The organism is Stenotrophomonas beteli, from assembly GCF_001431665.1.
Lineage (GTDB): Bacteria > Pseudomonadota > Gammaproteobacteria > Xanthomonadales > Xanthomonadaceae > Stenotrophomonas > Stenotrophomonas beteli.
Genome location: NZ_LLXV01000053.1, coordinates 49,603 through 73,943, shown reverse-complemented (window position 1 = coordinate 73,943; position 24,341 = coordinate 49,603). Strand labels below are relative to the sequence as shown.

The following is a 24,341-nucleotide window of genomic DNA, read 5'->3' as shown; positions in this document are numbered from 1 at the left end:
ATGTTCCGTTGGTTTGAATCCCTGATTCCGGTGTTCCCGCCCGTGGATGGGCGCATGCCACCGCGCAGGGTGTTTCCGTTCTACCTGCACTACCTGCGCCCGGTGTGGCCCGTGCTGCTGGCCACGCTGATCGCCGGCCTGCTGCTGGCGCTGGTGGAAGTGGCGATGTTCGATTACCTGGGCCGCATTGTCGACATGGTCGCCGAACGGCCCGGCGCCGACTTCTTCAGGCGCCACGCCAATGAACTGGGCTGGATGCTGTTCATCACGGTCATCGCGCGGCCGATCCTGGTCGGCCTGCACAACCTGCTGGTCAACCAGGCGATCGTGCCCGGCCTGAGCAACCGCTCGCGCTGGCTGATGCACAACTACGTGGTGCGGCAGAGCCTGAGCTTCTTCCAGAACGACTTTGCCGGCAGCGTGGCCAACCGGGTGATGCAGACCGGCACCTCGCTGCGCGAATCGGCGGTGCAGATGGTCGATTCGCTCTGGTACATCGTGGTCTACACCGGCACCGCGCTGTACCTGTTCGCGCAGGCCGACTGGCGGCTGATGGTGCCGCTGATCCTGTGGCTGCTGGCCTACGCGGTGATCCTGGTGTACTTCGTGCCGCGCGCGAAGGAACGGGCCTGGATTGCGTCCGAGGCGCGTTCCAAGGCGATGGGCCGCATCGTCGATGGCTACACCAACATTCCCACGTTGAAGCTGTTCGCCCATGGCGGGCGCGAGCAGGCCTACGTGGCCGAGTCGATCCAGGAACTGGCGGTCAAGCACCGCGCGCAGACCCGGGTGACCACCGGCATGGACCTGACCATCGCCATCGTCAACGGTTTCCTGATCGCCGGTACCTGTGGGCTGGCGCTGTGGCTGTGGAATGGCGGCCACATCACCGTCGGTGCAATCACCCTGGCGACCGGCCTGGTGATCCGCATCCACAACATGTCCGGCTGGATCATGTGGACCATCAACGGCATCTTCGAGGACATCGGCACGGTGCAGGACGGTATCACCACCATCGCCCAGCCGCTGACGGTGCAGGATCGCGAGGATGCGGTGCCGTTGCAGGTGACCCGTGGTGGCGTGCATTTCCAGGACATCCACTTCCACTACGGCAAGAAGGGCGGCGTGATCGCAGGCCTCGACCTGGTGGTGAAGCCGGGCGAGAAGATCGGCCTGGTCGGTCCTTCCGGTGCCGGCAAGTCGACCCTGGTCAACGTGCTGCTGCGCCTGTACGACCTGGAAAGCGGGCGCATCCTGATCGACGGCCAGGACATTGCGTACGTCACCCAGGAAAGCCTGCGCCAGCAGATCGGCGTGGTCACCCAGGACACCTCGCTGCTGCATCGCTCGATCCGCGACAACCTGCTGTACGGCCGTCCCGACGCGACCGATGCGCAGCTGCGCGCAGCCGTGGCCAAGGCGCGTGCCGAAGCCTTCATCGACACGCTGGTGGACGGGCAGGGGCGTCGTGGCTACGACGCGCATGTCGGCGAGCGTGGCGTGAAGCTGTCAGGTGGCCAGCGCCAGCGCATCGCCATCGCCCGCGTGCTGCTGAAGGATGCCCCGATCCTGGTGCTGGACGAAGCGACCTCGGCGCTGGACTCGGAAGTGGAAGCGGCGATCCAGGACAGCCTGGATGAGCTGATGGGCGGCAAGACAGTGATCGCGATCGCGCACCGGCTGTCGACCATCGCGCGGATGGATCGGTTGGTGGTGATGGATCAGGGCCGCATCGTCGAGACCGGCAGCCATGCCGAACTGATCGCCGCCGGTGGCCTGTACGCGCGCTTGTGGGCGCGACAGACCGGCGGTTTCGTGGCCGCTGATCAATGAGGGTTTGCGGGCGGATCCTTTCCGGAGGAAAGGGCTCTGACCCCAGCGGTCTCAGGAGACCTGCATGATCCGATGCCTGCGCCCTCTGCTGCTGGCACTTGGTTTGGCCACAACGGCCGCAGCTGCGGCGACGGCACCCGTGCAAGGCGAAGCCCTCGAGCAGGTCATCCTGCTCAGCCGCCACAACCTGCGTGCGCCGGTGGTGGCGTCGGGCGCCCTTGCTCATGCCACGCCGGAGCGCTGGCCGCGCTGGGACGTGGGCGCAGGCGAGCTGACCACCAAGGGCGGCGTGCTGGAGGTCTACATGGGCCGCTACATGGGCCAGTGGCTGCGTCAGGCACAGCTGTTGCCGGCCTCGGGTTGCCCGCAGCCGGCTGACTTCCACGCCCATGCCAACAGCTTGCAGCGTACCCAGGCCACCGCGCAGTTCTTCGTTGCCGGTGCCTTCCCAGGCTGTCATGTTGCGGTCGAGCAACGCATGCCGCTGGGCACCATGGACCCTCTGTTTGACCCGGTGATCCACAACGATGACGCGGCCTTCCGCAAGCGGGCGCTGGCGGCAATGCAGCAGGCGCTGTCCGCGTCCGATCTGGCACCGGCACTGTCCGTGGTGGAGGAGATCACCCGCTATCCTCAGTCGGCGGCATGTGCGGGGCGCAGCGATTGCCATCTGATGCCGGCCGACACGACCTTCAGTGCGGAACCGGGCAGGGAACCACGCGCGTCCGGTTCGTTGGCCCTGGCCAGCGGGCTGGTCGATGCCCTGCTGATGGAGCACTACCAGGGAAGCGGTGTTAAGCGCGAAGGCTGGGGACGGTTGAATACCGAGGCGCAGTGGCAGGCGCTGGCGCAGATCCGCAACCGCTACCAGGACATCCTGTTCGGAACGCCCGAGGTGGCGCGGGATGTGGCCGGACCGTTGCTGGCACGCGTGGACGCGTTGTTGGAGGATCCGGCCGCGCCGAAGGTGATGCTGCTGGTTGGTCACGATTCCAATATTGGTTCGGTACTGGCGGCGTTGGGAATCAGTGACTACACGCTGCCGGGCCTGTACGAGAAGACGCCGATCGGCGGCCTGCTGCAGTTCGAGCGTTGGCGTGACCGCCAAAGCGGTGGCGAGCGGATCCGCCTGGCCTACGTCTACCCAACCACCGCGCAGCTGCGTGATGCGCGGCCGCTGACCGAGGCGCAGCCGCCGGGCCACGTGGCACTGCGCATACCTAGCTGCGCGGCGCAGGGGTGCACTGTCGCCGAGTTCCAACGCCTGCTGCATCCGGCAGCGCGCTGAGGCACGCTGCTAACGCAGCGGCGTGCGCACGATGCCCTGCGCAGCCATCAACGTAAGGTCGCCGCCCAGCCGTGGCGAATGGAACGGTCCGCGCGCATGCGCGGCATCGAACAGGCCGCCATCCGGTGATCGCAACCGGTAGAACTCGACCCAGCCGCTGGCCTGCAGCGGCAGCTGTGCCACGCCGGTGTGTTCGTTGAACCATGCAGGGTCCTTGCTGCCTTCGATGACGCGGCGGGCAAGGCGGTCGATGGCGTGATCCCCGCTGGCGTACCAGTCCTGGCCGTGCAGCCGCGCCAGCTCGGCCATCATCACCAGCGGCGCCAATGCATAGTCGTGGTAGTGGAGGGCACGCTGTCCACGGGCCATCTCCAGCGGCAGGCTGCCATCGTCCTGGATGTCATCGATGCCTTTCTGGAATGCCGCGTGGCCTGCCTGCCACAGGGCATCGTCGTCGGTGGCCAGGCCGGTGGCCAGCACGCCCAGCCCGCCCCAGTAGTAGTGGTTGTTGCGGCGCCGTTTCGGGTTGTCCCAGTAGCTCAGATTGGCGCGCGCCAGCTGCCGTAGCCATGGATCGATGCGCGCGCGCTGCCGCAGGTCGGCCTGGTCATGCACCTTCAGGTAGGCCATGGCTACCGCATCGAGCATCCACTGCCGCATGTAGAACGACTGATCGTTGTTGACCCGGATCATCTGCCCGAGCATGGCGCCGTCGTCGGCCCACGCGCCCAACCAGCTCAGCGTGCACTGCGCCGCTGCCGGGTCACTGCTGCGCAGGTAGTCATCGCTCATGCGCGCCAGGTCGGCGGCGTAGCGGTCCAGCGGCGCCGTGGCGTCCTTGTTCTGCTGGTGCAATACCGGGTCGATCACCGATCCAGCCTTGTCGGTGTAGTAGCCCAGGGCGCGGATGTCGGGGTATCCAGCCGGTGGCGAGGGGCAGGCGGCGTAGCCAGGGGCGGCCGCCAAGCCAGCGGAAAGTAGGCCGAAGCGTAGCGCTAGGGTGCGCATTGGAACCTGCAGAGAAGGGAAGGCCGTGCGAACGATGCGCCCGGAGTCGTTTGCCAGCTGTGAGGCCGCACAGGCCCGGTTTGCAGGTATTCAGGGCCGGGGCGGCGCCTGAAGCTCAGGAGTTGGCTAGCCTGTCGTCATCAATTCAGCGGGAGGGAGTGGCGATGAGAATCACGGATTTTCTCGTGATGGACGGCGAGGGTGACCAGATCCCTGCTGACCCGCATGGCAACCATGTGGCCTTCAACTGTTTCGAGTGCGGATACCCGGTAGTGGCTGGCTCATTGGAAAAGGAGCGGGGCAGCGATGAGGATTGCCCTGCAGCCTGTCGTGGCTGTGGTGCCGAGTACTTCGTGGATCTGCGGCTGGGCTCGAAGAAAATGTACATCCATCTGCTCTGATCCGGCAGTTGAAACAAAACGGCCCGGGTCTCCCCGGGCCGCTCCGTTGCAACTCACATCGCCCCGATCACTCGATCGGCTGGTCCAGCATCAGCTGGCGTGCGAAACGCACCGGCGGTGCGCCGTAGGACAGTACCTGGTCGTGGTACGCCTTCAGGTTGAACGTGTCGCCCAGCTTCTCCTGCACCGCCTTGCGGGTGTCGAAGTGTTCCTGCGCACCGACGAAGTAGGTCGGCAGCTGCGCCGAGGTCAGCTGCGCGCGCACCCACTTGCCGGCCGCTTCGCTTTCCTGCTGGAACGCGTCGTGGGTCATCAGGTGCATCGCCTTCTCGCGATCCCAGTTGTCCACGTGCACGCCCTGGTCGAGGATCGCGTTGGAGATCGTGCGCAGGTAGAACTTCAGCTGCACCAGGTGGAACAGCGGGTCGTTGTCGAGGTAGCCCTGCTCCTGCATCATGCGCTCGGTGTAGACCGCCCAGCCTTCGGCGAACAGGCCCGAACGCAGTACCGCACGCAGGGTGGAGGGGAACTTGGCCGAGTGCCAGCCTTCCAGGTAGTGGCCCGGGGTGCCTTCGTGGATGCTCAGCAGGTGGATCATGCGCGAGTTGTACTCACGCAGGAACGAGTCAACCTGCTTCTCGTTCCAGTCGTCCGGAATCGGCGACACGGCGTAGAAGGTCTTCAGGTTCTTGTCCAGCGGGCCGGGCGAATCGCAGTAGGCCACGGCCACGCCACGCTGGAATTCCGGCATCAGGATGATGTCCACCGGCGCGTCCGGCAGCGTCATCAGGTCGTGCTCGCGCACGAAGGCGGTGGACTGCTCCAGCGCGGCCTTGGCGTCGTCGACCACCTTGTCGCGCGCCGGCTTGTCGGCGTAGGCCAGTTCCAGTGCGGCCTCGATCGCCTTCTGCTGCTGTTCGTCGGTCGGCTGGGCCGGCATCTCCGGCGCACCCGGCTTGTCCTTCAGTACGGTCTGCGCGATGCCGTACATGTCTTCGCGCACGCGCTTGAGTTCGGCGCGTGCACGCTCACCGATCTCCTGGCGCGACAGCGAGGAGCTCAGCGCGAACTTCAGCTTCTGGTCGTACTTTTCCGCACCGATGCGGAAGTCGCCCTTGGCATTCGGCACCAGGGTCTTGTCCAGCCAGGTCTGCTGCTCGTCCACCGCCTTCTTCAGGCCCTCGATGGCCGCCTGCAGGCGCTGCTGGTCGGCCTGCGGCAGTTCACCGATATGCGGAGTGATGAAGGTATCGACGATGCTGAGGATGCCCTTGTTCTGCTTGGCCACGGTCTCGGCGTGGATCTTTGGCACGCGGGCCGGATCCAGGTTCTCGCGGGCCTGGGCGAAGATCGCCGGCAGCTTCTCCATGCGTGCAGTGGCCGACTTCAGGCGCTCCGGCAGTGGCGCGAATTCGCGCGCCATCAGGCCGTAGATCGCGCTGCCGGCGATGCCGTTGTACAGCTGCGGGTCCCACTTGCCGGACTGCAGCACTTCAGCGTTCCAGATTTCCGATTGCAGCTGGTTGCGCAGGATCGCCGCGTCCACCTGGTTCTCGCGGCCCAGCTTGGCCACCTCGATCTTGTCCAGCTCGCCAAGCAGCGCCTTGTAGGCGGCCACGGTCTTCTGCTGGCCGGCGGCGCTCAGGTCGTCCAGCTCGCTGTCGTAGCGGTGGTCACCGATCTGGGTGGCGCTGACTGGCGACAGCTGCATCCAGGTATCCAGGGCGCGCTTGGACAGATCGGCGAAGGCGGCATCGACCGCCGCGTCACCGGCCTGCTGGCTGGCGGCCGGGGTGGAAGCGTTGGTCGGGGCGTCGGCCGGCTGGCAACCGGCCAGGGCGGCGACCAGGGCGAGGGCAAGAAGATGCGGGCGCATCGGCGTTCCTGTACAGGGGTCAAACCCCGAGCATAGGCCGCCGGGGCTGCTTTGTCCCCGTGCCATAGGATTACCATGGGCGGCACAAGGACCTCCAGCGGAGCGCAGGACATGCAATACCAGGGAAGCTGCCATTGCGGCAGGATCGCATTCACCGTACAGGCCGAGGCGCCGATCAGCGACGTCCTCGACTGCAACTGCTCGATGTGCCGCCGCCGCGGCGGCCTGTTGTGGTTTGCCCCGCGTGAGGCGTTCCAGCTGAGCACCGATCCGGCGGACGTGGCCACCTACCACTTCAACAAGGCGCACATCGACCATCACCATTGCCGCGAGTGCGGCATCGCGCCCTACAGCGAAGCAGTGGACCCGCGCACCGGCACGCCGATGGTGGCGGTGAACGTGCGCTGCGTGCCTGCCGTGGATCTGGCAGGGCTTTCGGTGACTTCCTACGACGGAGCCGCACTGTGACGCGCGGGAACGCGTGGACGCGCCGCCTGGCGATACCGGTACTGTTGCTGGCGCTGGGCGCCTGCGCCAAGCACGGTGACATGGCGGCGGATGCGGGCGCCACGGCCGCCGAGGCTGCCATCGCTTCGCCGGAAGGCGCATTCCTCGCCTACGAACACGACGTGCAGGTGCAGCTGGAGGCGGCACAGATCGCACCGCGCATCCAGCAGATCGCCCAGGCCTGCCAGAGCGCGAAATTCGGCGATTGCGCGGTGCTGCAGGTCGATCAGCGTAGTGGCGAGCAGCCCAGCGGCGAGGTCAAGGTGCGCATCGCCCCGAAGGGTGCCGAGCCGTTGATCGCGATGGCCGGTGAGGGTGGCACGCTGCAGTCGCGCAACACGCGCGCCGAGGACCTCGCGCAGGCCGTGGCCGACACCGCGCTGACCAAGGCGCGGCTGGAGAAGGAACACGCGCGGCTGCTGTCCTACCAGGACCGCAAGGACCTGAAGATTGAAGACCTGATGGCGATCACCACGCGCCTGTCGGAGATCGAAGCGGGTGTCGAGCAGGCCAACAAGGATGCCGCGCAGCAGCGCCGGCGCATCGATACCCAGCTGGTGACGATCCACTTCGACACCACCTCGGGCCAGCGCAGCCGCAGCGAGATCGGCGAGGCGCTGAGCGAGTCGGGCAGCATCCTCAGCGGCAGTATCGCGTTCCTGATCCGTGCGGTGGCTGCCTTGCTGCCGGTGGCTGTGCTGGCCTTGATCGCAGCCTGGGGTGTGCGGGTGTGGTGGCGCCGCCGCCGTCGCACGCTGCCACCCCACCCCTGAGCTAATGGCTGATGCCGGCAGCCAGCCGGCATCAGCCCTCGTCGGTCTCGTACTCGACGAATACATCCAGCTCCAGTGCCAGTTCCTGCACTGCGTCGCGCACCTTCTGCGCGGTGTTTTCGTTGCCGACTTCCACTTCCAGCTCATGGATGCCCGGGCCGATGTCATCGGACAGCCCGGCCGAGCTGGAATCGTCGTCGTCCATGTGCGGCATCAGGTCGTCGGTTTCCTCGACATGTTCGATGCCGTCCAGGCCGAGCAGCAGGTCGCTGATGGCGCGGGCGTCGTCTTCGGTTCCGGTGATGCGCAGTCGCAGCATGGCCATGGCATAGGTACGTTGTGGGTTCGACTGCAGCCTAGCCAGCGCGAAGCAAAGAGCGGGTGAGGGCGCAGTCAGCCGCGCGTGGCCGGGCGCCCGAGCAGGCTGTCCGGCAACGCGGGAATCGGCGTGCGCTCGTCCTGTGCCTGCTCCAGCAGCCAGTCGATGAACAGGCGCGCGGCCGGGCTGGGCGGCTGCGCTTCGGCGTGCACCACGTAGTAGGCATAGCGGGCCTTCAACGCGGGTCCTGGCAGGCGCACCACTTCGTAGCGCTGCAGGTAGGGCTGGGCGATGTGGGTGCGCGCCAGCACCGCGCCCATGCCGTACACCGCCGCACGCATCGCATCGGTACTGTCGGCGAAGGTATGCATTGGCGGCAGTGGGGAGGGCGGGCGCACACCGGCATGGCGGAACCAGTCGCGCCAGCCCTGCGGCGACAGGTCGGTCAGCAGCGGCAGCTCGGCGATGCGCGCCGGATCATCCAACGGTTCGACCCCGGCCAGCGCCGGTGAGGCCACCGGGAACAGATAGTCGTCCATCAGGTGCTGCGCATGCAGGCCCGGCCACTGTCCCAGGCCGTAGCGGATGCCGACCTCCGGCCCATTGTCGTCGTAGCGATCCAGCCCGCTGCCGGTATGCAGCTCGATGCGGATGTGCGGGTGGGCCTGGGTGAAGCGCGGCAGCCGAGGCAGCAGCCAGCAGTATGACAACGACCGCAGCGTGCTGATCCGCAGCGGCACGCTGTCCGCGTCCGGATGCAGGTGATGGGCGACGGCCGCGACATCGCTGAAGGCCGCACTGGCGGCGTCGGCCAGCTGCCGGCCTTCGGCGGTCAGGCGCACGCCGCGGGCATGGCGCAGGAACAGGCGCGTTTCCAGCACCTCCTCCAGGCGGCGCACGTGATGGCTGACCGCGCTGGCGGTCAGGTGCAGCTCCTGCGCGGCCTGGGCGAAGTTCTGGTGGCGCGCGGCGACCGCGAACACGGCCAGCGCGGGGAGCAGGGAAGGGCGTAGCTGCATGTCCAGCCTCAAGCCAGATTTGTGGCTGGCAGCGATACTACGCGCTTGTGCGGCGGGCGTCTGCGTCTGATCCTGTCTGCCTTGGCGAGGAACAGACGATGGACGGAGGCAGGATATGAATGCGGTCCCACAGGCGGCCGAGCGCGACTGGCGCACGCCGCTGGAATTGACCCTGCTGGGCGCCATCTGGGGCTGCTCATTCCTGTTCATGCGGGTGGCGGTGCCGTCATTCGGCCCGTTCGCGCTGGTCGAGGTGCGGCTGGTGCTGGGCGCGCTGGTGCTGCTGCCGTTCCTGTGGCGCGCCCGCGCGCAGTTCCCGCCGCGGCGCTGGCTGTGGCTCGCACCGATCGGCCTGATCAACTCGGCACTGCCGTTCGTGCTGTTTGCCTATGCCGCCGAGCAGGCACCGGCCGCAATCGGCGCGATCTGCAATGCGATGACCGTGCTGTTCGCTGCGCTGATTGCCTTCCTGTTCTTCGGCGAGAAGATCGGCATGCGCCGCGCCGGTGCGCTGCTGGTCGGCTTTGCCGGGGTGGTGGTGCTGGCCACGGCGAAAGTGTCCGGCCTCAGCATTGGTACCGCAGTGATCGCCGGTGCGGCGGCTTCGCTGCTGTACGGCCTGGGCGTAAACCTGGTGAAGCGGCACATGACCGGGCTGCCGTCGGCGGCAGCAGCGGCGGCAACGCTGTCGTGTGCCTCGCTGTGGATGCTGCCGATGGCGGTGAGCCATTGGCCGCAGGCGGCGATTCCGCTGAAGGCCTGGGGCGCGGCCGTCGCACTGGGCGTGGCCTGCACCGGCCTGGCGTTCCTGATGTTCTACCGCCTGATCGGCCGTATCGGCCCGTCACGTGCATCGACGGTGACCTACCTGATTCCGCTGTTCGGCGCGGCGTTTGCTTGGTTGTTCCTGGGTGAGGCGGTGACGGTGCAGATGCTGATTGCGGGTGCGTTGATTCTGGGGAGCGTGGCGGTGAGCCAAAAGGGCTGAGGTGTTTTGCACGTGGCGCGTGCTGAAGGCGCTTCACCTTACATGGGCGTCACTTTTCTTTTCGCGCGAAAAGAAAAGTAACCAAAAGAAACGCGCCGCCAGGTCGCGAGCCGCCGTGCTTCGCACGCCGGTCCCCTGCGCTTCTCGGTGAATCAGGGGACGGCGCCGAACTCGCTGCGCTCAGACATCGGCACCTCTTCGCCCCTGATTCCCCTGCGATGCTCGGCTCGCTCAAGGCGGACCCAGTTCAAAGGCCACAGCTGCACCCAGAAGATCCACGCAATGTGTGGATGCTTTTGCTGTTGATCTTGACCTTCCAGTCCGCCTTGAGCGAGCCGAGCACCGCAGGTCCGGCGAGGGCGAAGAGGCGCGGGTGTCTGAGCGCAGCGAGTTCCCGCGCCGTCCCTCGACGGGCCGAGGAGCGCAGGGCACCGGTGCGCAGCACCGGCTCGCGGCCGGCGGAACGTTTCTTTTGGTTACTTTTCTTTGCGTACAAAGAAAAGTAACGCCCATGAACGATGAAGCACCTTCAGCACGCGCCACGCGCAGAACCCGCGACGGCGTTACTTCACCGGCACCGGAATATTGCAAAGATCGATATGCCCCGCCGGGCGCTTGTAGAAATCATCCACGCGATTGCGCCGTGCCTCCACCGTATCGGCGAAGGTCTTCGAGTCGGTACGCAGTACCTGGATCGGCGTGCGCTCGGCCGCCGGTACGTCGCTGGCGCGGCGGATCGATACGATCGGCGTACGCAGCTTCGGGTCGGTGTAGAAGCCCATCGGCGCCGGGCCGCGCGGCGTTGCGCTGAGCAGTTCCATGCCCTTCAGTACGCGGCCGACCAGGGTGATGTTGCGGTCCAGCTGGCGCGGCGACTGCCCGGTCACCACGTACAGTTCGGCGCCGATGCTGCTGTCCTCATCGTTGCTGCGGCCCGCGCCCAGCATGCCGTAGCAGTGCGCCAGCCAGGCCTTGCCGGCTCGCGGGTCCTGGCCGACCGGGAAGCCGTCGACGAAACCGGTCTGCGCGGCCCAGCCATCGCGATCCGGCAGCACGCTGACCTTCAGGCCGGCGCTGGCGCGTTCGAACTCGGCCGGCAGCTTGCGCGCGGCACTGCCGAACGGCTTGGCCTTGGCTGCGTCATCGGCGTCGGCATCGCCGAACTGCACCACGAAGTTGTCCTGCGAGCGGTAGATGCTGGTGCCGTCCCAGAAATGCTCGTGGGCGAAGGTCTGGATATTGGCGACATGGCGCGGGGCGAACTGCGGTGCCAGCTCGATGATGACCCGACCGGCCGGCAGGTCCATGTACAGCAGGTTGGCCGGGTCCGGGGTGCGCCAGTCGCTGGCCGCCGAGGCGTCGAGGATCTGCTGCGGGCTGCGGTAGGGCGTGGCCGCGCTGGCGAGGGCGGGCAGCAGGCAGGACAGGGCGAGGGCGGTCAGGGCAAGGCAACGGCGGTGCGGCATGGGAACCCCGGAACATGAACGAGGCTTCGATTCTGCGTGAGCCGCGCAGCCGCGCCAACCGGCAGAGTGACTAACGACACATTCGCTATACCGAAGTTCGCACTACTGTGGACTTAAACGTAGTGGAGGCCCGGTCATGTCCGAGGACGATGTCCACCTGAAGAAGTTCCAGAAGGAACTCAGCGCCGGGACGGTGTCGCTGGCCCTGCTGGCGGTGCTGGCCCGAGCCGGGGAGCCGCTGTACGGCTACCTCATTGCCAAGGAGCTGGAGCGGGTGGGCGAGGGCGTGCTGAGCGGCAAGCAGAGCGCGCTGTACCCGGTGTTGCGCAACCTGGAGGGCGCCGGGCTGCTGGAAAGCCATGTGGAGCCGTCCAGCAGCGGGCCGCCGCGACGCTACTACCGCATCAATGAACGTGGCCGCGAGGTGCTGGCGCAGTGGCGCCAGGCCTGGCAGGCCACCCGCGATTCCGTCGATTCCGTGTTGGAGGGGGTACCGCAATGAACGACCCGAGCCTGGCAGGCCGAGCCCTGCCCACGACCATCCCGCAGTACCTGGCGCAGCTGCGCGCGGCGCTGGAAGGCGCCGATCCGGCGATGGTGCAGGACGCGCTGTATGACGCCGAGGAATACCTGCGTTCGGAGCTGGCGGCGCAGCCCGGCCGCAGCGAGGCCGAGGTGATCGCCGATGTTGCCGGCAGCTATGGCGCGCCGGACGAAGTGGCCGACATCTACCGCGAGACCGAAGTGACGGTGAACCGCGCGCTGCGTACGCCGCGCGCGGATACCGCGCCGGTGCTGCGTGCGGCGGCCGAAGCCAGTGGCGTCGAACCGGCGGCGCCGCCGCCGGCGCCGGCGCCGCGTTCGCTGCTGGCGCGTTTCTTCGGCGTGGTGACCGATCCGCATACCTACGGCGCGCTGTTCTACATGCTGCTGTCGCTGGCCACCGGCATCTTCTTCTTCACCTGGGTGGTGACCGGCCTGTCGCTCTCGCTCGGCCTGTTGATCCTGATCGTCGGCATTCCGCTGACCGTGCTGTTCTTCGGCTCGGTGCGCGGGCTGGCGCTGCTGGAAGGGCGGCTGGTGGAAGCGTTGCTGGGCGAACGCATGCCGCGTCGTCCGCGTTACACCGACCGCAGCCGCACGTGGCTGCAGCGCATCGGTGACATGTTCACCGACGGCCGCACCTGGCTGACCCTGCTGTACTTCGTGCTGATGCTGCCGCTGGGCATCATCTACTTCACCATCGCGGTGACGCTGCTGTCGCTGTCGCTGAGCCTGATCTGGGCGCCGGTCGCGGCGATCTTCAGTGGCGACATCCCGGGCGTGTACATCAACGACGTGAATGTGCTGCCGATGGCGGCCTCGCCGCTGGTGGCGATCGTGGTGGCGGCCGTGGGCGCGCTGCTGCTGGTGCTGACGATGCACCTGGCGCGTGGCATCGGCAGGCTGCATGGGTTGATCGCCAAGAACCTGCTGGTGCGGTTGTAACAGGCCAGGGGTCGGATCCCTGTTCGCAGAACAGGGCTCTGGCCCCGGATCCCATCATGCTGGGGCCAGAGCCCTTTCCGTTGGAAAGGGATCCGGCCCCTGCCGGGAATCAGCCCGCCTTCCGCCGCAACGGGGTGACGTTGCTCTTCTTCTTCGTGGCCTTGGCGGCCGGGGCTTCGGCGTGCGCGGCGAAGAAGTCGCGAACCTTCGGGTACACCACTTCGCGCCAGCGGCGGCCGCTGAAGATGCCGTAGTGGCCTGCACCTTCGACGATGAAATGCTCGCGCCGGTCAGCAGCAATGCCGGTGCACAGCGCCTGCGCCGCTTCGGTCTGGCCAAGGCCGGCGATGTCGTCCAGCTCGCCTTCGATGCTCAGCAGCGCGGTATCGCGGATCGCCGACGGATCGACCTTCTCGCCGTTGACCACCCACTCGCCGCGCGGCAGCAGGAAGTCCTGGAACACCACGCGGATGGTGTCCAGGTAGTACTTGGCCGGCATGTCCAGCACCGCGTTGTACTCGTCGTAGAAACGACGATGCGCGTCGGCGTCTTCCAGGTCGCCCTTGACCAGATCGGTGTAGAAATCCCAGTGCGAGCTGAAGTGGCGGCTCGGGTTCATCGACAGGAAGCCGGCGTGCTGCAGGAAGCCGGGATACACGCGGCGGCCGGCGCCGGGATAGCTCGGCGGAACGGTGTGGATGACGTTGTTCTCGAACCACGACAGCGGGTTCTGCGTGGCCAGGTTGTTCACTGCGGTGGGGCTGCAGCGCGCATCGATCGGGCCACCCATCATCACCAGCGTGCGCGGCGTCGGCTCGCCACGGCTGGCCATCAGTGAAACCGCAGCCAGCACCGGCACGGTCGGCTGGCACACGCTGACCACGTGCAGGCGTTCGACGCCCAGATGGCGGATGAATTCCTGGATGTAGGCGATGTAGTCATCCAGGCCGAACTCGCCTTCACTGGCCGGCACCATGCGCGCGTCCACCCAGTCGGTGACGTACACGCGGTGGTCGCGCAGCAGGGTGCGCACGGTATCGCGCAGCAGCGTGGCGTGGTGGCCGGACAGCGGCGCCACCACCAGCACGAACGGCTGGTTGAGCATGGTGTGCAGCTGGTCGGCTTCGTTGCTGTGGCGCTTGAAGCGCAGCAGCCTGCAGAACGGCTTGCTCACTTCCTCGTGCACCACGATCGGCACGCGCTCGCCATCGACGTCGATTTCGTTGATGCCCCACTCGGGCTTCTCGTAATCCTTGCCGATGCGATGGAACAGCTCGTTGACCGCGGCCAGGCGATCGGCACCCGGCATCTGCGACCACCAGTGGCCCGGGTTGGCGAAGAACTTGGCGTTGGCCTGGGCCTGGTGCACCCAGGGGGCGAGCAGGTTGCGGGTCAGTTCGTGCAGTTGATAGAGCATGACGACCGAATATGTATGGTCATATGTTGCCGCGCAGCATATCCCATCCGGGGGTCCCGCAGGTTAAGTCGGCTGAAAATAATGAATCCGGATTCACATCCGCTCCAGCGCGGCGGCATCGCCTGCCAGGGCGGGGCCGAGCCAGCAGTGCGACCCCGCCGCCTGCAGGCCGTGCCGGGCCAGCTCCCGCCGGTACCAGCGGGCGGGCCGGGCCTGGAAGCCCTCGTGGTCGCCGTCGAACGCGTCCTCGGCGGCGAAGGTCTCCAGGAAGGCCACGCCGCCGGTCAGCTCGGCCACGCCGGCCAGTCCGGCGCGCAGCTCGCGGCTGGGCACGTAGTGCATCACGTCCGAGCACACCAGCAGGTCGACCGGGGCGCAGGGCCGCAGCCAGGCGAAGTCGCCGAAGCGGGCCATGTGCAGGTTGCGGGTGCGGCCGTAGCGGCGCACAGCGTACTCGCTGCTGTCAAAGCCCAGGTATTCGACCTTTGGACGCAGTTTCAGCAACGGCGCGCGCCAGGCGCCTTCGCCGCAGCCGATGTCCAGCACGCTGCGGATCGGCCGCTCCAGGTAGTACTCGGCGCTGGCCACGGCCAGGGCGACCTTGCGTGCCAGGCGGGCGCTGCCGCCGATGTCGGCACGGCGGTACCAGCGCTGGAAGTAGGCGGCGTCGTAGGTCTTGTCCATGGTGCAGGGCGGGGTCCGGGAAACGGCGCCTATCGTACGGTGTTGCGGCGCGCCATGCGTCGATGTGTCGCGGCGGCGGTACATGGGGCGCGGTGATCGCCGCGTGCGAGAATGGCCGCCCATCTACGCCAGCCGCTGGAGCGAGCGCATGCAGAGCTACTACTGGGTGAAGACCTTCCACATTGTGTTCGTGGTGGCGTGGATGGCCACGGTGTTCTACCTGCCGCGCATCCTGGTCAACCTGGCCGAAACCGCCGGCCAGCCCGCCGTGACCGAGCGCCTGCAGCTGATGGGCCTGCGCCTGTACCGGTTCGGCCATTCAATGTTCGGCCTGGCGTTCCTGCTCGGCCTGGTGCTGTGGCTGGGCTACAGGGTCATCCCGGATTTCCCGACCATGGTCGCGCCGGGCGGCGCTGGCTGGCTGCATGCCAAGCTGGGCCTGGTGGTGCTGCTGCTGGTGTATTTCGGCTGGATCGGGCGCCTGCTCAAGGGCGTGGCCAAGGGCAGGGCGCTGCCGTCGTCGCGCGCGCTGCGCTGGATCAACGAGATTCCGCTGCTGGCCTTTATTCCGATCGTGTGGCTGGTGCTGGCCAAGCCGTTCTGACATGCCCGGTAGATTCCACGTCATGCGTGGCGGGGCCCTTGTAGAGTCGAGCCATGCTCGACTGCTTCGATCAACAGCAGTCGAGCATGGATCGACTCTACAGAAAGGCAGCGCGGCCGATCAGGCTGCTTCGTAGGTGCCGTAGCTGCGCAGGCGCGTGTAGCGCTGTTCCAGCAGCTGCTCGGTGGACAGCTTGTCCAGCGCGTCCAGTTCGTTCAGCAGCACCGCCTTCAGGCGCTTGGCCATCTGGGTCGGGTTGCGGTGGGCGCCACCGGTCGGCTCGCGCACGACCTTGTCGACCAGGCCCAGGCCCTTCAGGCGCGGCGCGGTCAGGCCCAGCTGCTCGGCGGCATCCTTGGCCTTGCCCGCGTCCTTCCACAGGATCGAGGCGCAGCCTTCCGGGGTGATGGTCGAGTACACCGCGTATTCCAGCATCACGGTGCGGTCGCCCACGCCCAGCGCCAGCGCGCCGCCGGAGCCACCTTCACCGATCACGGTGCAGATGATCGGCACCTTCAGTTCGGCCATCTCGATCAGGTTGCGTGCGATCGCTTCGGACTGGCCGCGCGATTCGGCGTCGATGCCCGGCCATGCGCCGGCGGTGTCGATCAGGGTCAGCACCGGCAGGCCGAAGCGCTCGGCCATCTTCATCAGGCGCAGGGCCTTGCGGTAGCCCTCTGGCTTGGGCATGCCGAAGTTGCGCTTGATCTTTTCCTTGGTGTCACGGCCCTTCTGGTGGCCGATCACCATCACCGCGCGGCCGTTGATGCGGGCCAGGCCGCCCATGATGGCCTTGTCGTCGGCGAAGGCGCGGTCGCCGGCCAGCTCCTGGAACTCATCGCAGATGATGCGGATGTAGTCGGCGGTATACGGGCGCGACGGGTGACGGGCCAGCTGCAGTACCTGCCAGGAGGTCAGGTTGCGGAAGATCTGTGCGGTGCGCACGCGCAGCTTGTCCTGCAGCGCGTGCACTTCCGCCTCGACATTGACCGCCGGCCCGGCGCTGGCGTTGCGCAGCTCCTGGATCTTGGCTTCCAGGTCGGCGATGGGTTGCTCGAAGTCGAGGTAGTTCGGATTCATCGGAAGCCGTCGTGTAAAGAAGGGGGGAATTCTAGCCGAATGCGTGCAAACCACCCGTACGCCTTCGTCTGGAAGGCGACGGTAGCGCAGCCGGGCAGGGCGCGCCAGTCAGCTCAGGGCACCACCAGGGCGCTGCGGCCCATCAACTGGCTGCGCTGGGAAACGAAGTCGTTGTAGGCCTCGTTGGCCTCACGGCCCAGCCCGCTGCCCAGGCTGGCGGTGGCCGAGGTGAAGGCCATCTGCGCGGCGAAGTCCTGCTTGCGCAGGGCCTTCTGTTCATCGGCGGTGGTGGCCTTCAGCCAGCGCGCATAGACCTCACGCAGCGGCGCGGCATGCGCCTCGAAGGCCGGCACCAGCGCCGGCAGGCTGGCCGGGGCCGGTTCCAGGCTGAACGCCGGGGCCACGTAGCCGGCCGGCTGCTCGCGCTTGAACGCGCCGGGCTCGCCCATGCCTTCTTCCACGTAAGCGATGAAGTCCGGCGCGGTGAACACCTTGGCCACGATCTGGCCGCCGCTGGCGTCGACGTGGGCCACCACTTTTTCCTTCGGGAAGGGTTCGCGCACGCCGTAGGTCCAAGCCTTGTCGATGAACAGTTCGTGGCTCTTCTCGAACGGGCCCTCGAAGTCGACGCCGCCCAGCTCGATGCCGGCCTTGCCGGTGCCGAAGTTCTTCAGCTTGCTCTCGTCGGTGACATAGACCTCGCGAGCGATCACGTACTCGCTCAGGGTCGGGTTGATCAGGCCGCCGCGGCCATCGACGTAGACGATGAAGCGCACGTCGCCGAGCTTGTCGGTGTGCAGGCGATGCTCGCCCACAGCCAGCGAAACCGGGCGCGAGCCCTGCGCGGCGACCGGCAGGTCCTTGCCATCGATGCTCAGGGCCAGCGGCGTGTCGGTCGGATTGTCGATCTGGAACTCGACCTTCGAGGGCGAGCAGGCGGCCAGGGCCAGAGCGGCAGCGAACGGGAACAGCAGGGTCTTCATCGGCAATCGTCCTTGATACAGGAAACGGGAAAACAGGGGGGGGCGACAAAACCACGGAGCCAACGTCAGCTGGCCCATGGCGGGCTGTAGCGAACCTTCAGCGTGCGCACGGCCGGGTCGGCGCGCAGCGCCTCCATCAGCTTCGAGTCGATGCGTACCGCGCTCTGCCCGGATACATCGAGCATGCCGGCGACGCCGCCCTGCGGGCCCTTCAGCAGCAGGTCCAGGCGCAGTGGCGTGCGGCCCGGGCGATGGCGGTCGAGCAGGGCATTGATGCGTTCCCAGACCGGGCGCTGCTGGCGCAGGTCCAGGCGCAGCGACAGCCGCGTGGCGTAGTTGGCGCAGACCTCATCGAAGTCCCAGCACTGGCGGATGCGCAGTGCGTAGCCACCATTGAATTCGTCCTCGCGCAGGCCGCCCTTGACCACCAGGATGCGGTCCTTGGTCATCAAGTGGCCGAACTCGGCCATCGCATCGGAGAACGCACTGCATTCGACGCGGCCGCGACCATCTTCCAGCTGGATGAAGATCTGGCTTTCGCCCTTGCGGCGCACGCCGACCACCTGGCCGGCCAGCACGGTCTGCACTTCCGGCCGCCAGCGCTTCTCGCCGCCGCCGCCACCGCTGTTGGCGCTCCAGATCTTCTCCACCGCGCCCAGATCGTTGCCGACCAGGTCGCGTACATCGTCGCGCCACGGGTCGAACGGATGGCCGCTGAGATAGAAGCCCAGCGTATCGCGCTCGCCGTTCAGGCGCTGCAGCAGCGGCCATTCTTCGGCCTCGGGCAGGTCCAGCTGGATCGACACGGCGCTCGGGTCGGGCCCGCCGAACAGCGAGTTCTGCCCGGAGGCGCGTTCGCGCGCCATCTGGTCGGTGGCCTTGATCACTTCCGGCAGCTGCAGCATCAGCGAGGCACGGTTGCGGCCGAGCTCGTCCAGCGCACCGCAGTTGATCATCGCTTCCAGCGTGCGCCGGTTGAGCTTGGCTGAACCGACGCGGGTGCAGAAGTCGAGCAGGTCCTTGAACTCGCCGCCCTTCAACCGCTCCTCGACCACCGCCTCGCAGGCGCCCTGGCCGACGCCCTTGATCGCGCCAAGGCCGTACTGGATGGTGTCCGGGGTCACCGCTTCGAACATGAAAGCCGACTGGTTCACCTTCGGCGGCAGCACGGTCAGGCCGAGGTTGCGCACTTCGTCCAGGAAGCCGACCACTTTGTCGGTGTTGTCCAGGTCCGAGGACAGCGTGGCCGCCATGAACTCGGCCGGGTAGTGGCGCTTGAGCCACGCGGTCTGATAGCTGACCAGTGCATAGGCTGCAGCGTGCGACTTGTTGAAGCCGTAGCCGGCGAACTTCTCCATCAGGTCGAAGATTTCGTCGGCCTTGGGGCCATCGACGCCGCCCTTGGCGGCACCTTCGCGGAAGATCTCGCGGTGCTTGGCCATTTCCGCCGGCACCTTCTTGCCCATCGCGCGGCGCAGCAGGTCGGCGCCGCCCAGCGAGTAGCCGCCGACGATCTGCGCCATCTGCATCACCTGCTCCTGGTACACCATGATGCCGTAGGTGTCTTTCAGGATGGCTTCGGTGCGCGGATCGGGATAGATGATCTCTTCCTGGCCGTGCTTGCGCGCGTTGAAGGAGGGAATCAGGTCCATCGGGCCGGGGCGGTACAGCGACACCAGCGCGATCAGGTCTTCGAAACGGTCGGGGCGCGCATCCTTCAGCAGGCGGCGCATGCCCGAGGATTCGAACTGGAACACCGCGCCGGTGTTGCCGTTGGCGAAGATGTCCTTGTAGGTGGGCGCATCGTCGAGCGGGATCGCGGCGATGTCGACCGGCGGGATGCCCGCGCGTTCGTGGCGCTTGTTGATCGCCTTCACTGCCCAGTCGATGATGGTCAGCGTGCGCAGGCCGAGGAAGTCGAACTTCACCAGGCCCACTTCTTCCACGTCGTTCTTGTCGAACTGGGTGACCGGGTTCTTGCCCAGGCCGTTCTCGTCGTGTTCGGCGTACAGCGGGCAGAACTCGCTCAGCGGCTCGGGCCCGATCACCACGCCGCCGGCATGCTTGCCGGCGTTGCGGGTCAGGTCTTCCAGCTGCAGCGCCAGGTCGATCAGGTCGCGGACATCGTCCTCGGTCTCATAGCGCTGGATCAGTTCCGGCGACGCCATTTCCGAGCCGGGGCCTTCCTTGCCCTTGCCCAGCGCATCCTTCAGGTGGATGCCCAGGATGTTGGGAATCAACTTGGAAACACCGTCGACCAGGCCATACGGGAAGCCGAGCACGCGGCCGGAGTCGCGCACCACCGCCTTGGCGGCCATGGTGCCGTAGGTGATGATCTGGCTGACGCGCTCGCGCCCGTACTTGCGCGCGACGTAGTCGATCACCTCGTCGCGGCGGTCCATGCAGAAGTCGATGTCGAAGTCGGGCATCGACACGCGTTCCGGGTTCAGGAAGCGCTCGAACAGCAGGTTGTACGGCAGCGGGTCCAGATCGGTGATCTTCAGTGCCCACGCCACCAGCGAACCGGCACCGGAACCACGGCCGGGGCCGATCGGGATGCCCTGGTTCTTGCCCCACTGGATGAAGTCGGCCACGATCAGGAAGTAGCCCGGGAAACCCATCTTGATGATGGTGTTGAGCTCGAATTCCAGGCGCTCGAAGTACTCTTCGCGGGTCTTGCCCGGCGCCAGCGGATTCTTCTCCAGGCGCTCTTCCAGGCCGTCGCGCGACATCTTCTGGATCCAGGTGTCCAGGGTCTCGTCGTCGGGTACCGGGTAGTTGGGCAGGAAGTAGGTGCCCAGCCGCATCTCGATGTTGCAGCGCTCGGCCAGTGCCAGCGTATTGTCGATCGCATCGGGAATGTCGGCGAACAGCGCGCACATTTCCTCGGCCGACTTCAGGTACTGCTGGTCGCTGTATTCGCGCGGGCGCTTGGGGTCGTCCAGCACGCGGCCAGTGGAGATGCACACGCGCGCTTCGTGCGCGCTGAAATCCGACGGCGACAGGAAGCGCACGTCATTGCTGGCCACCACCGGCAGGCCGCGCTGGCCAGCGGCCATCAGCGCGAACTGGTTGAAGGTTTCCTCGCCCTCGCGGCCGGTGCGGGTCAGCTCCAGGTGCAGGCCATCGCCGAACACGCGCTGCCAGTCGGCCAGCTGCTGCTCGGCCAGCTCATGCTTGCCGTCCAGCGCCAGGCGCCCGGCCAGGCTCTGCCGCCCGGCCAGCGCGAACAGGTTGGCGTTGCCGGCCTTCAGCCAGTCCGGATGGATGGCCACGCCGCCTTCGGGGCGATGGCCTTCCATCCAGGCGCGGGTCAGCAGCCGCGACAGGCTCAGGTAACCCTCGCGATCGCGGCACAGCAGGGTCATCCGCCACGGGTCCTGGCCTTCCTCGGCGATCAGCACATCGGCGCCGGCGATCGGCTTGATGCCCACGCCTTCGGCCGCCTTGTAGAACTTGACCAGGGCGAACAGGTTGTTGAGATCGGTCACCGCCAGCGCGGGCAGGCCGAGTTCCACCGAGCGTGACAGCAGGTTGGCCTGCTTGGCCTTCTTCGGGTCGGCCTGATCGGGTTTGGCCGGCACACGGATGGTCGAGTCCGCCAGCGAGAACTCGGTGTGGACGTGGAGATGTACGAAGCGGGAGTTGGACATGCCGGACCAGGTTGGAGCGCGCGGGCCCCGGGTGCTGACGGAGGTTCGTCGCCGGGGTCGGGAAGCGCTGGAATGCCCGGTCAGGGTAGCGAGGGCAGGGGGTTGCCACAAGGCTTGACAGGGGCACGGCGTGGCGCCGGATTCAGGCGTGCGGGAGGCCGCCTTCTGTAGAGCCGAGCCCATGCTCGGCTGTCCACAGCAGCCGAGCATGGGCTCGGCTCTACAACTCCAGCAGGCTCAGGCGATGGCCGCCGCCTGCGTCAGGTCCAGGCACTCACGCACCGGGGCGAAGCTGCGCCGATGCTCCGCGCAGGGACCATGTTCACGCAGGGCGGCCAGGTGGGCCGGGGTTCCGTAGCCCTTGTGCTGCTCGAAGCCGTACTGCGGGTGGCGGCTGTGCACGTCCAGCATGTAACGGTCGCGCGAGACCTTGGCCAGGATCGAGGCGGCCATGATCGCGCGGTCGATGCCGTCGCCGCCGACCAGCGCCTGCGCCGGCAGCGCCAGGCCCTTGGGCACCACGTTGCCATCGATGCGGGCGAAGCCGGCCACATGGGCGACCGCTGCAACGACGTCGCGCATGCCCTGCAGGGTAGCCTGGTAGATGTTCAGGCGGTCGATGGTGTCCACGTCCACCAGCACCACGCGCCAGGCCAGGGCGCGCTCGATGATGCGGTCATGCAACTGCTCGCGGCGGGCCGCGGTCAGCTGCTTGGAGTCATCCAGGCCGTTGATCCGCGGCCGGGACGGATCGAACACCACCGCCGCCACCGCCACCGGCCCAGCCAGCGGGCCACGGCCGGCCTCGTCGACGCCGGCGACCAGGCGCTCCGGCTCGACCACCGCGGCGGCATCGAACAGGGCCAGGCTGGCCGCAGCGGCGTGGCGGCGGCTCATGCCTGGGCCTGGTTGCGCACCAGCAGCTCGCCCACGGCGTCGGCGGCACGTGCCGAGGCGTTGCGGCGCAGGCGTTCGTGCAGGCGCGCGTAGGTGTCCTGCAGGTCGCTCACCCGCTGCGGGTGGTCGAACCACTGCTGGATGGCCGCAGCCAGCTTGTCCGGCGTGCAGTCATGCTGCATCAGTTCCGGGGCCAGGTCCTGGCCGGCCAGGATGTTGGGCAGGGCGAAGCGGTCGACCTTGATCAGGCCCAGTGCCTTGACCAGGCGGTAGGTCAGTTCGTTGACGCGGTAGCCGACCACCATCGGGCGCTTCACCAGCATGGCCTCCAGGGTGGCGGTACCGGACGCCAGCACCACCACGTCGGCGGCGATCATCGCATCGCGCGCCTGGCCGTCGAGCACATGCGAATAGGCCACCGGCAGCGCCGAGCGCGACAGCTGTTCTTCGATCAGCCGTCGGCAGGCCGCGTTGGCAGCGGGCACCACCACATGCAGCCCGGGAATGCGCTCGGAGACCTGCCAGGCGGCTTCGAAGAAGGGCTCGCCCAGGCGCGAGATCTCGCCCAGGCGGCTGCCCGGCAACACCGCCAGCACCTTGGCCGAGGCCGGCAGGCCAAGCGTGGCACGTGCGGCTTCGCGGTCGCCCTGCAGGGGAATGTCGTCGGCCATCGGATGACCGACGAAGCGCGCGTCGATGCCGTGCCTGGCATAGATCGGCGGTTCCATCGGGAACAGGCACAGCACCAGGTCGGCGCTGCTGCCGATCTTCTCGGCGCGCTTTTCGCGCCAGGCCCACACCGATGGACTGACGTAATGCACGGTGCGTACGCCACGCTGCTTCAACCAACGCTCGATGCCCAGGTTGAAGTCGGGCGCATCGATGCCGATGAACACGTCGGGCTGCCATTCCAACGCACGCTGGCGGAAGGCCGAGCGCAGCTTCAGCAGGCGCGGCAGATGGCGCAGTACCTCGGTCAGGCCCATCACGGCCAGCTCGCTCGCATCGTGCCAGGTCTGGCAGCCGGCGCTGCGCATGGCATCGCCGCCGATGCCGGCGAATTCGGCATTCGGGAAGCGGGCCTTCAGCTCGCGTACCAGGCCCGCACCGAGCAGATCGCCGGAGGCTTCACCGGCCACCAGCGCGATCCGCAACGGGCGCTCGCTGAGCACCCGCTGCGCGGGGACACTGCCGGCCATCGAGGCCAGCGGGATCACGGCGGCGCCGGCCGGCGCCTGGCCGGGCGTGCTGCTCATCGCAGCAAGGGCCTCTCGGCGTGCTCGATGAAGTCCAGCATGGCCTTCACGTCATCGCTGTCACGCGCCTGTTCGGTCAGCTGCACCTTGGCCTCGGCCAGCGGCAGTCCGGCCACATACAGCGTGCGGTAAGCGCGCTTGATGGCCGAGATGCGCTCGGCATCGAAGCCACGGCGCTTCAGGCCCTCGCTGTTGATCCCACGCGGGCGGCCGAGCGAGTCGGTGCCGACCATGGTGAACGGTGGCACGTCGCCATTGGTCAGCGCGCCCATGCCGAGGAAGGCGTGCGCGCCGATGCGGCAGAACTGGTGGGCGCCGGCAAAGCCACTGATGATCACGTAGTCGCCCACGGTCACGTGGCCGGCCAGCGTGGTGTTGTTGGAGAACACGCAGAAGTTGCCCACATGGCAGTCGTGCGCCACGTGCGTGTAGGCCAGCATCCAGTTGTCGTTGCCGATGGTGGTGATGCCACCGCCGCCGCCGGTGCCACGGTTGAGGGTGACGAACTCGCGGAACACGTTGCGGTCGCCGATCACCAGTTCGGTACGCTCGCCGCCGAACTTCTTGTCCTGCGGCTCGCCACCGATGGCCGCGTGGCCGACGAAGCGGTTGTCGCGGCCGATCCGGGTCGGACCGTGGATGCTGCAATGGGGGCCGACCACCGTGCCGGCACCGATTTCAACATCGGCGCCGATCAGCGTGAAGGCACCCACCTGGACGTCGTCGGCCAGCCGTGCGGCCGGATCGATGACGGCGGTGGGATGGATCCGTGGTGCGTTGTCAGTCATTGCTGCCTCCCGT

At 67.2% G+C, this 24,341-nt stretch carries 22 protein-coding genes; 9 read left to right on the top strand and 13 right to left on the bottom strand.

The window, feature by feature from the left end; translation table 11 throughout:
* The gene (gene smrA, locus ARC23_RS13825; protein WP_057497726.1) at positions 1 to 1,833 is read left to right on the top strand and encodes a multidrug efflux ABC transporter SmrA; all 1,833 of its coding nucleotides are present in this window, start codon (positions 1 to 3) and stop codon (positions 1,831 to 1,833) included.
* 64 nt (positions 1,834 to 1,897) lie between these two features.
* Positions 1,898 to 3,121: a bifunctional glucose-1-phosphatase/inositol phosphatase gene (gene agp / locus ARC23_RS13820; RefSeq protein WP_057497725.1), complete on the top strand. Its 1,224-nt coding sequence runs from the start codon at positions 1,898 to 1,900 to the stop codon at positions 3,119 to 3,121.
* 9 nt (positions 3,122 to 3,130) lie between these two features.
* Here agp and ARC23_RS13815 read toward each other — a convergent pair whose 3' ends face one another.
* Positions 3,131 to 4,129, bottom strand: coding sequence for a polysaccharide lyase (locus tag ARC23_RS13815; protein ID WP_057497724.1), 999 nt, complete (start codon positions 4,127 to 4,129; stop codon positions 3,131 to 3,133).
* 164 nt (positions 4,130 to 4,293) lie between these two features.
* Here ARC23_RS13815 and ARC23_RS13810 point away from each other — a divergent pair, with 164 nt between their 5' ends.
* Positions 4,294 to 4,530 (top strand): hypothetical protein, encoded by a 237-nt coding sequence (locus ARC23_RS13810; RefSeq protein WP_057497743.1) that lies wholly within the window; start codon positions 4,294 to 4,296, stop codon positions 4,528 to 4,530.
* Positions 4,531 to 4,597: 67 nt separating this feature from the next.
* On the opposite strand, the gene ARC23_RS13805 is transcribed toward ARC23_RS13810, so the two are convergent.
* Entirely contained in the window at positions 4,598 to 6,406 is a 1,809-nt protein-coding gene (locus ARC23_RS13805; protein ID WP_057497723.1) for a DUF885 domain-containing protein, read from the bottom strand.
* Positions 6,407 to 6,517: 111 nt separating this feature from the next.
* Between ARC23_RS13805 and ARC23_RS13800 the strand changes: the two genes are divergently transcribed.
* Both ARC23_RS13800 and ARC23_RS13795 read left to right on the top strand, forming a co-directional pair.
* Positions 6,518 to 6,874 carry a GFA family protein gene (locus ARC23_RS13800; protein WP_057497722.1) on the top strand — a complete coding sequence of 119 codons (357 nt, stop codon included), beginning with the start codon at positions 6,518 to 6,520 and terminating at the stop codon, positions 6,872 to 6,874.
* 80 nt (positions 6,875 to 6,954) lie between these two features.
* Entirely contained in the window at positions 6,955 to 7,686 is a 732-nt protein-coding gene (locus tag ARC23_RS13795; RefSeq protein WP_057497742.1) for a DUF4349 domain-containing protein, read from the top strand.
* A 31-nt stretch (positions 7,687 to 7,717) separates the two neighbouring features.
* Here ARC23_RS13795 and ARC23_RS13790 read toward each other — a convergent pair whose 3' ends face one another.
* Together ARC23_RS13790 and ARC23_RS13785 are read right to left on the bottom strand one after the other, a co-directional pair.
* Positions 7,718 to 8,011: a hypothetical protein gene (locus tag ARC23_RS13790; RefSeq protein ID WP_057497721.1), complete on the bottom strand. Its 294-nt coding sequence runs from the start codon at positions 8,009 to 8,011 to the stop codon at positions 7,718 to 7,720.
* Between the two features lie 68 nt (positions 8,012 to 8,079).
* On the bottom strand, positions 8,080 to 9,024 hold the full coding sequence (locus ARC23_RS13785) for a LysR substrate-binding domain-containing protein (RefSeq protein WP_057497720.1): 945 nt from the start codon (positions 9,022 to 9,024) through the stop codon (positions 8,080 to 8,082).
* Between the two features lie 115 nt (positions 9,025 to 9,139).
* On the opposite strand from ARC23_RS13785, the gene ARC23_RS13780 reads away from it, so the two are divergent.
* Entirely contained in the window at positions 9,140 to 10,012 is an 873-nt protein-coding gene (locus ARC23_RS13780; RefSeq protein WP_057497719.1) for a DMT family transporter, read from the top strand.
* Between the two features lie 563 nt (positions 10,013 to 10,575).
* On the opposite strand, the gene ARC23_RS13770 is transcribed toward ARC23_RS13780, so the two are convergent.
* Positions 10,576 to 11,478: a peptidylprolyl isomerase gene (locus tag ARC23_RS13770; RefSeq protein WP_057497717.1), complete on the bottom strand. Its 903-nt coding sequence runs from the start codon at positions 11,476 to 11,478 to the stop codon at positions 10,576 to 10,578.
* A 136-nt stretch (positions 11,479 to 11,614) separates the two neighbouring features.
* On the opposite strand from ARC23_RS13770, the gene ARC23_RS13765 reads away from it, so the two are divergent.
* Entirely contained in the window at positions 11,615 to 11,980 is a 366-nt protein-coding gene (locus ARC23_RS13765; RefSeq protein ID WP_004150914.1) for a PadR family transcriptional regulator, read from the top strand.
* The gene (locus tag ARC23_RS13760) at positions 11,977 to 12,966 is read left to right on the top strand and encodes a sensor domain-containing protein (RefSeq protein ID WP_057497716.1); all 990 of its coding nucleotides are present in this window, start codon (positions 11,977 to 11,979) and stop codon (positions 12,964 to 12,966) included. Before ARC23_RS13765 ends, ARC23_RS13760 begins: the two co-directional genes overlap by 4 nt.
* 109 nt (positions 12,967 to 13,075) lie before the next feature.
* Here the strand turns inward: ARC23_RS13760 and ARC23_RS13755 are convergent, their stop codons facing one another.
* Positions 13,076 to 14,383 (bottom strand): polyhydroxyalkanoate depolymerase, encoded by a 1,308-nt coding sequence (locus ARC23_RS13755; RefSeq protein ID WP_057497715.1) that lies wholly within the window; start codon positions 14,381 to 14,383, stop codon positions 13,076 to 13,078.
* A gap of 93 nt (positions 14,384 to 14,476) precedes the next feature.
* Positions 14,477 to 15,067 (bottom strand): class I SAM-dependent DNA methyltransferase, encoded by a 591-nt coding sequence (locus tag ARC23_RS13750; protein ID WP_057497714.1) that lies wholly within the window; start codon positions 15,065 to 15,067, stop codon positions 14,477 to 14,479.
* 148 nt (positions 15,068 to 15,215) lie between these two features.
* On the opposite strand from ARC23_RS13750, the gene ARC23_RS13745 reads away from it, so the two are divergent.
* Complete coding sequence (locus ARC23_RS13745) at positions 15,216 to 15,671, top strand: CopD family protein (protein WP_057497713.1); 456 nt, start codon at positions 15,216 to 15,218, stop codon at positions 15,669 to 15,671.
* A gap of 120 nt (positions 15,672 to 15,791) precedes the next feature.
* Here the strand turns inward: ARC23_RS13745 and ARC23_RS13740 are convergent, their stop codons facing one another.
* From ARC23_RS13740 to lpxA, 6 genes are all read right to left on the bottom strand, one after another.
* The gene (locus ARC23_RS13740; protein ID WP_057497712.1) at positions 15,792 to 16,751 is read right to left on the bottom strand and encodes an acetyl-CoA carboxylase carboxyltransferase subunit alpha; all 960 of its coding nucleotides are present in this window, start codon (positions 16,749 to 16,751) and stop codon (positions 15,792 to 15,794) included.
* Positions 16,752 to 16,864: 113 nt separating this feature from the next.
* Positions 16,865 to 17,734: a hypothetical protein gene (locus ARC23_RS13735; RefSeq protein ID WP_057497711.1), complete on the bottom strand. Its 870-nt coding sequence runs from the start codon at positions 17,732 to 17,734 to the stop codon at positions 16,865 to 16,867.
* 65 nt (positions 17,735 to 17,799) lie between these two features.
* Positions 17,800 to 21,387: a DNA polymerase III subunit alpha gene (gene dnaE / locus ARC23_RS13730; protein ID WP_057497710.1), complete on the bottom strand. Its 3,588-nt coding sequence runs from the start codon at positions 21,385 to 21,387 to the stop codon at positions 17,800 to 17,802.
* A 237-nt stretch (positions 21,388 to 21,624) separates the two neighbouring features.
* Positions 21,625 to 22,284 carry a ribonuclease HII gene (locus ARC23_RS13725; RefSeq protein ID WP_057497709.1) on the bottom strand — a complete coding sequence of 220 codons (660 nt, stop codon included), beginning with the start codon at positions 22,282 to 22,284 and terminating at the stop codon, positions 21,625 to 21,627.
* Complete coding sequence (gene lpxB, locus ARC23_RS13720; protein ID WP_238985246.1) at positions 22,281 to 23,483, bottom strand: lipid-A-disaccharide synthase; 1,203 nt, start codon at positions 23,481 to 23,483, stop codon at positions 22,281 to 22,283. The genes ARC23_RS13725 and lpxB overlap by 4 nt, the downstream gene beginning before the upstream one ends.
* Positions 23,484 to 23,536: 53 nt before the next feature.
* On the bottom strand, positions 23,537 to 24,328 hold the full coding sequence (lpxA, locus tag ARC23_RS13715) for an acyl-ACP--UDP-N-acetylglucosamine O-acyltransferase (protein WP_057497707.1): 792 nt from the start codon (positions 24,326 to 24,328) through the stop codon (positions 23,537 to 23,539).
* Positions 24,329 to 24,341 lie beyond the last annotated feature (13 nt).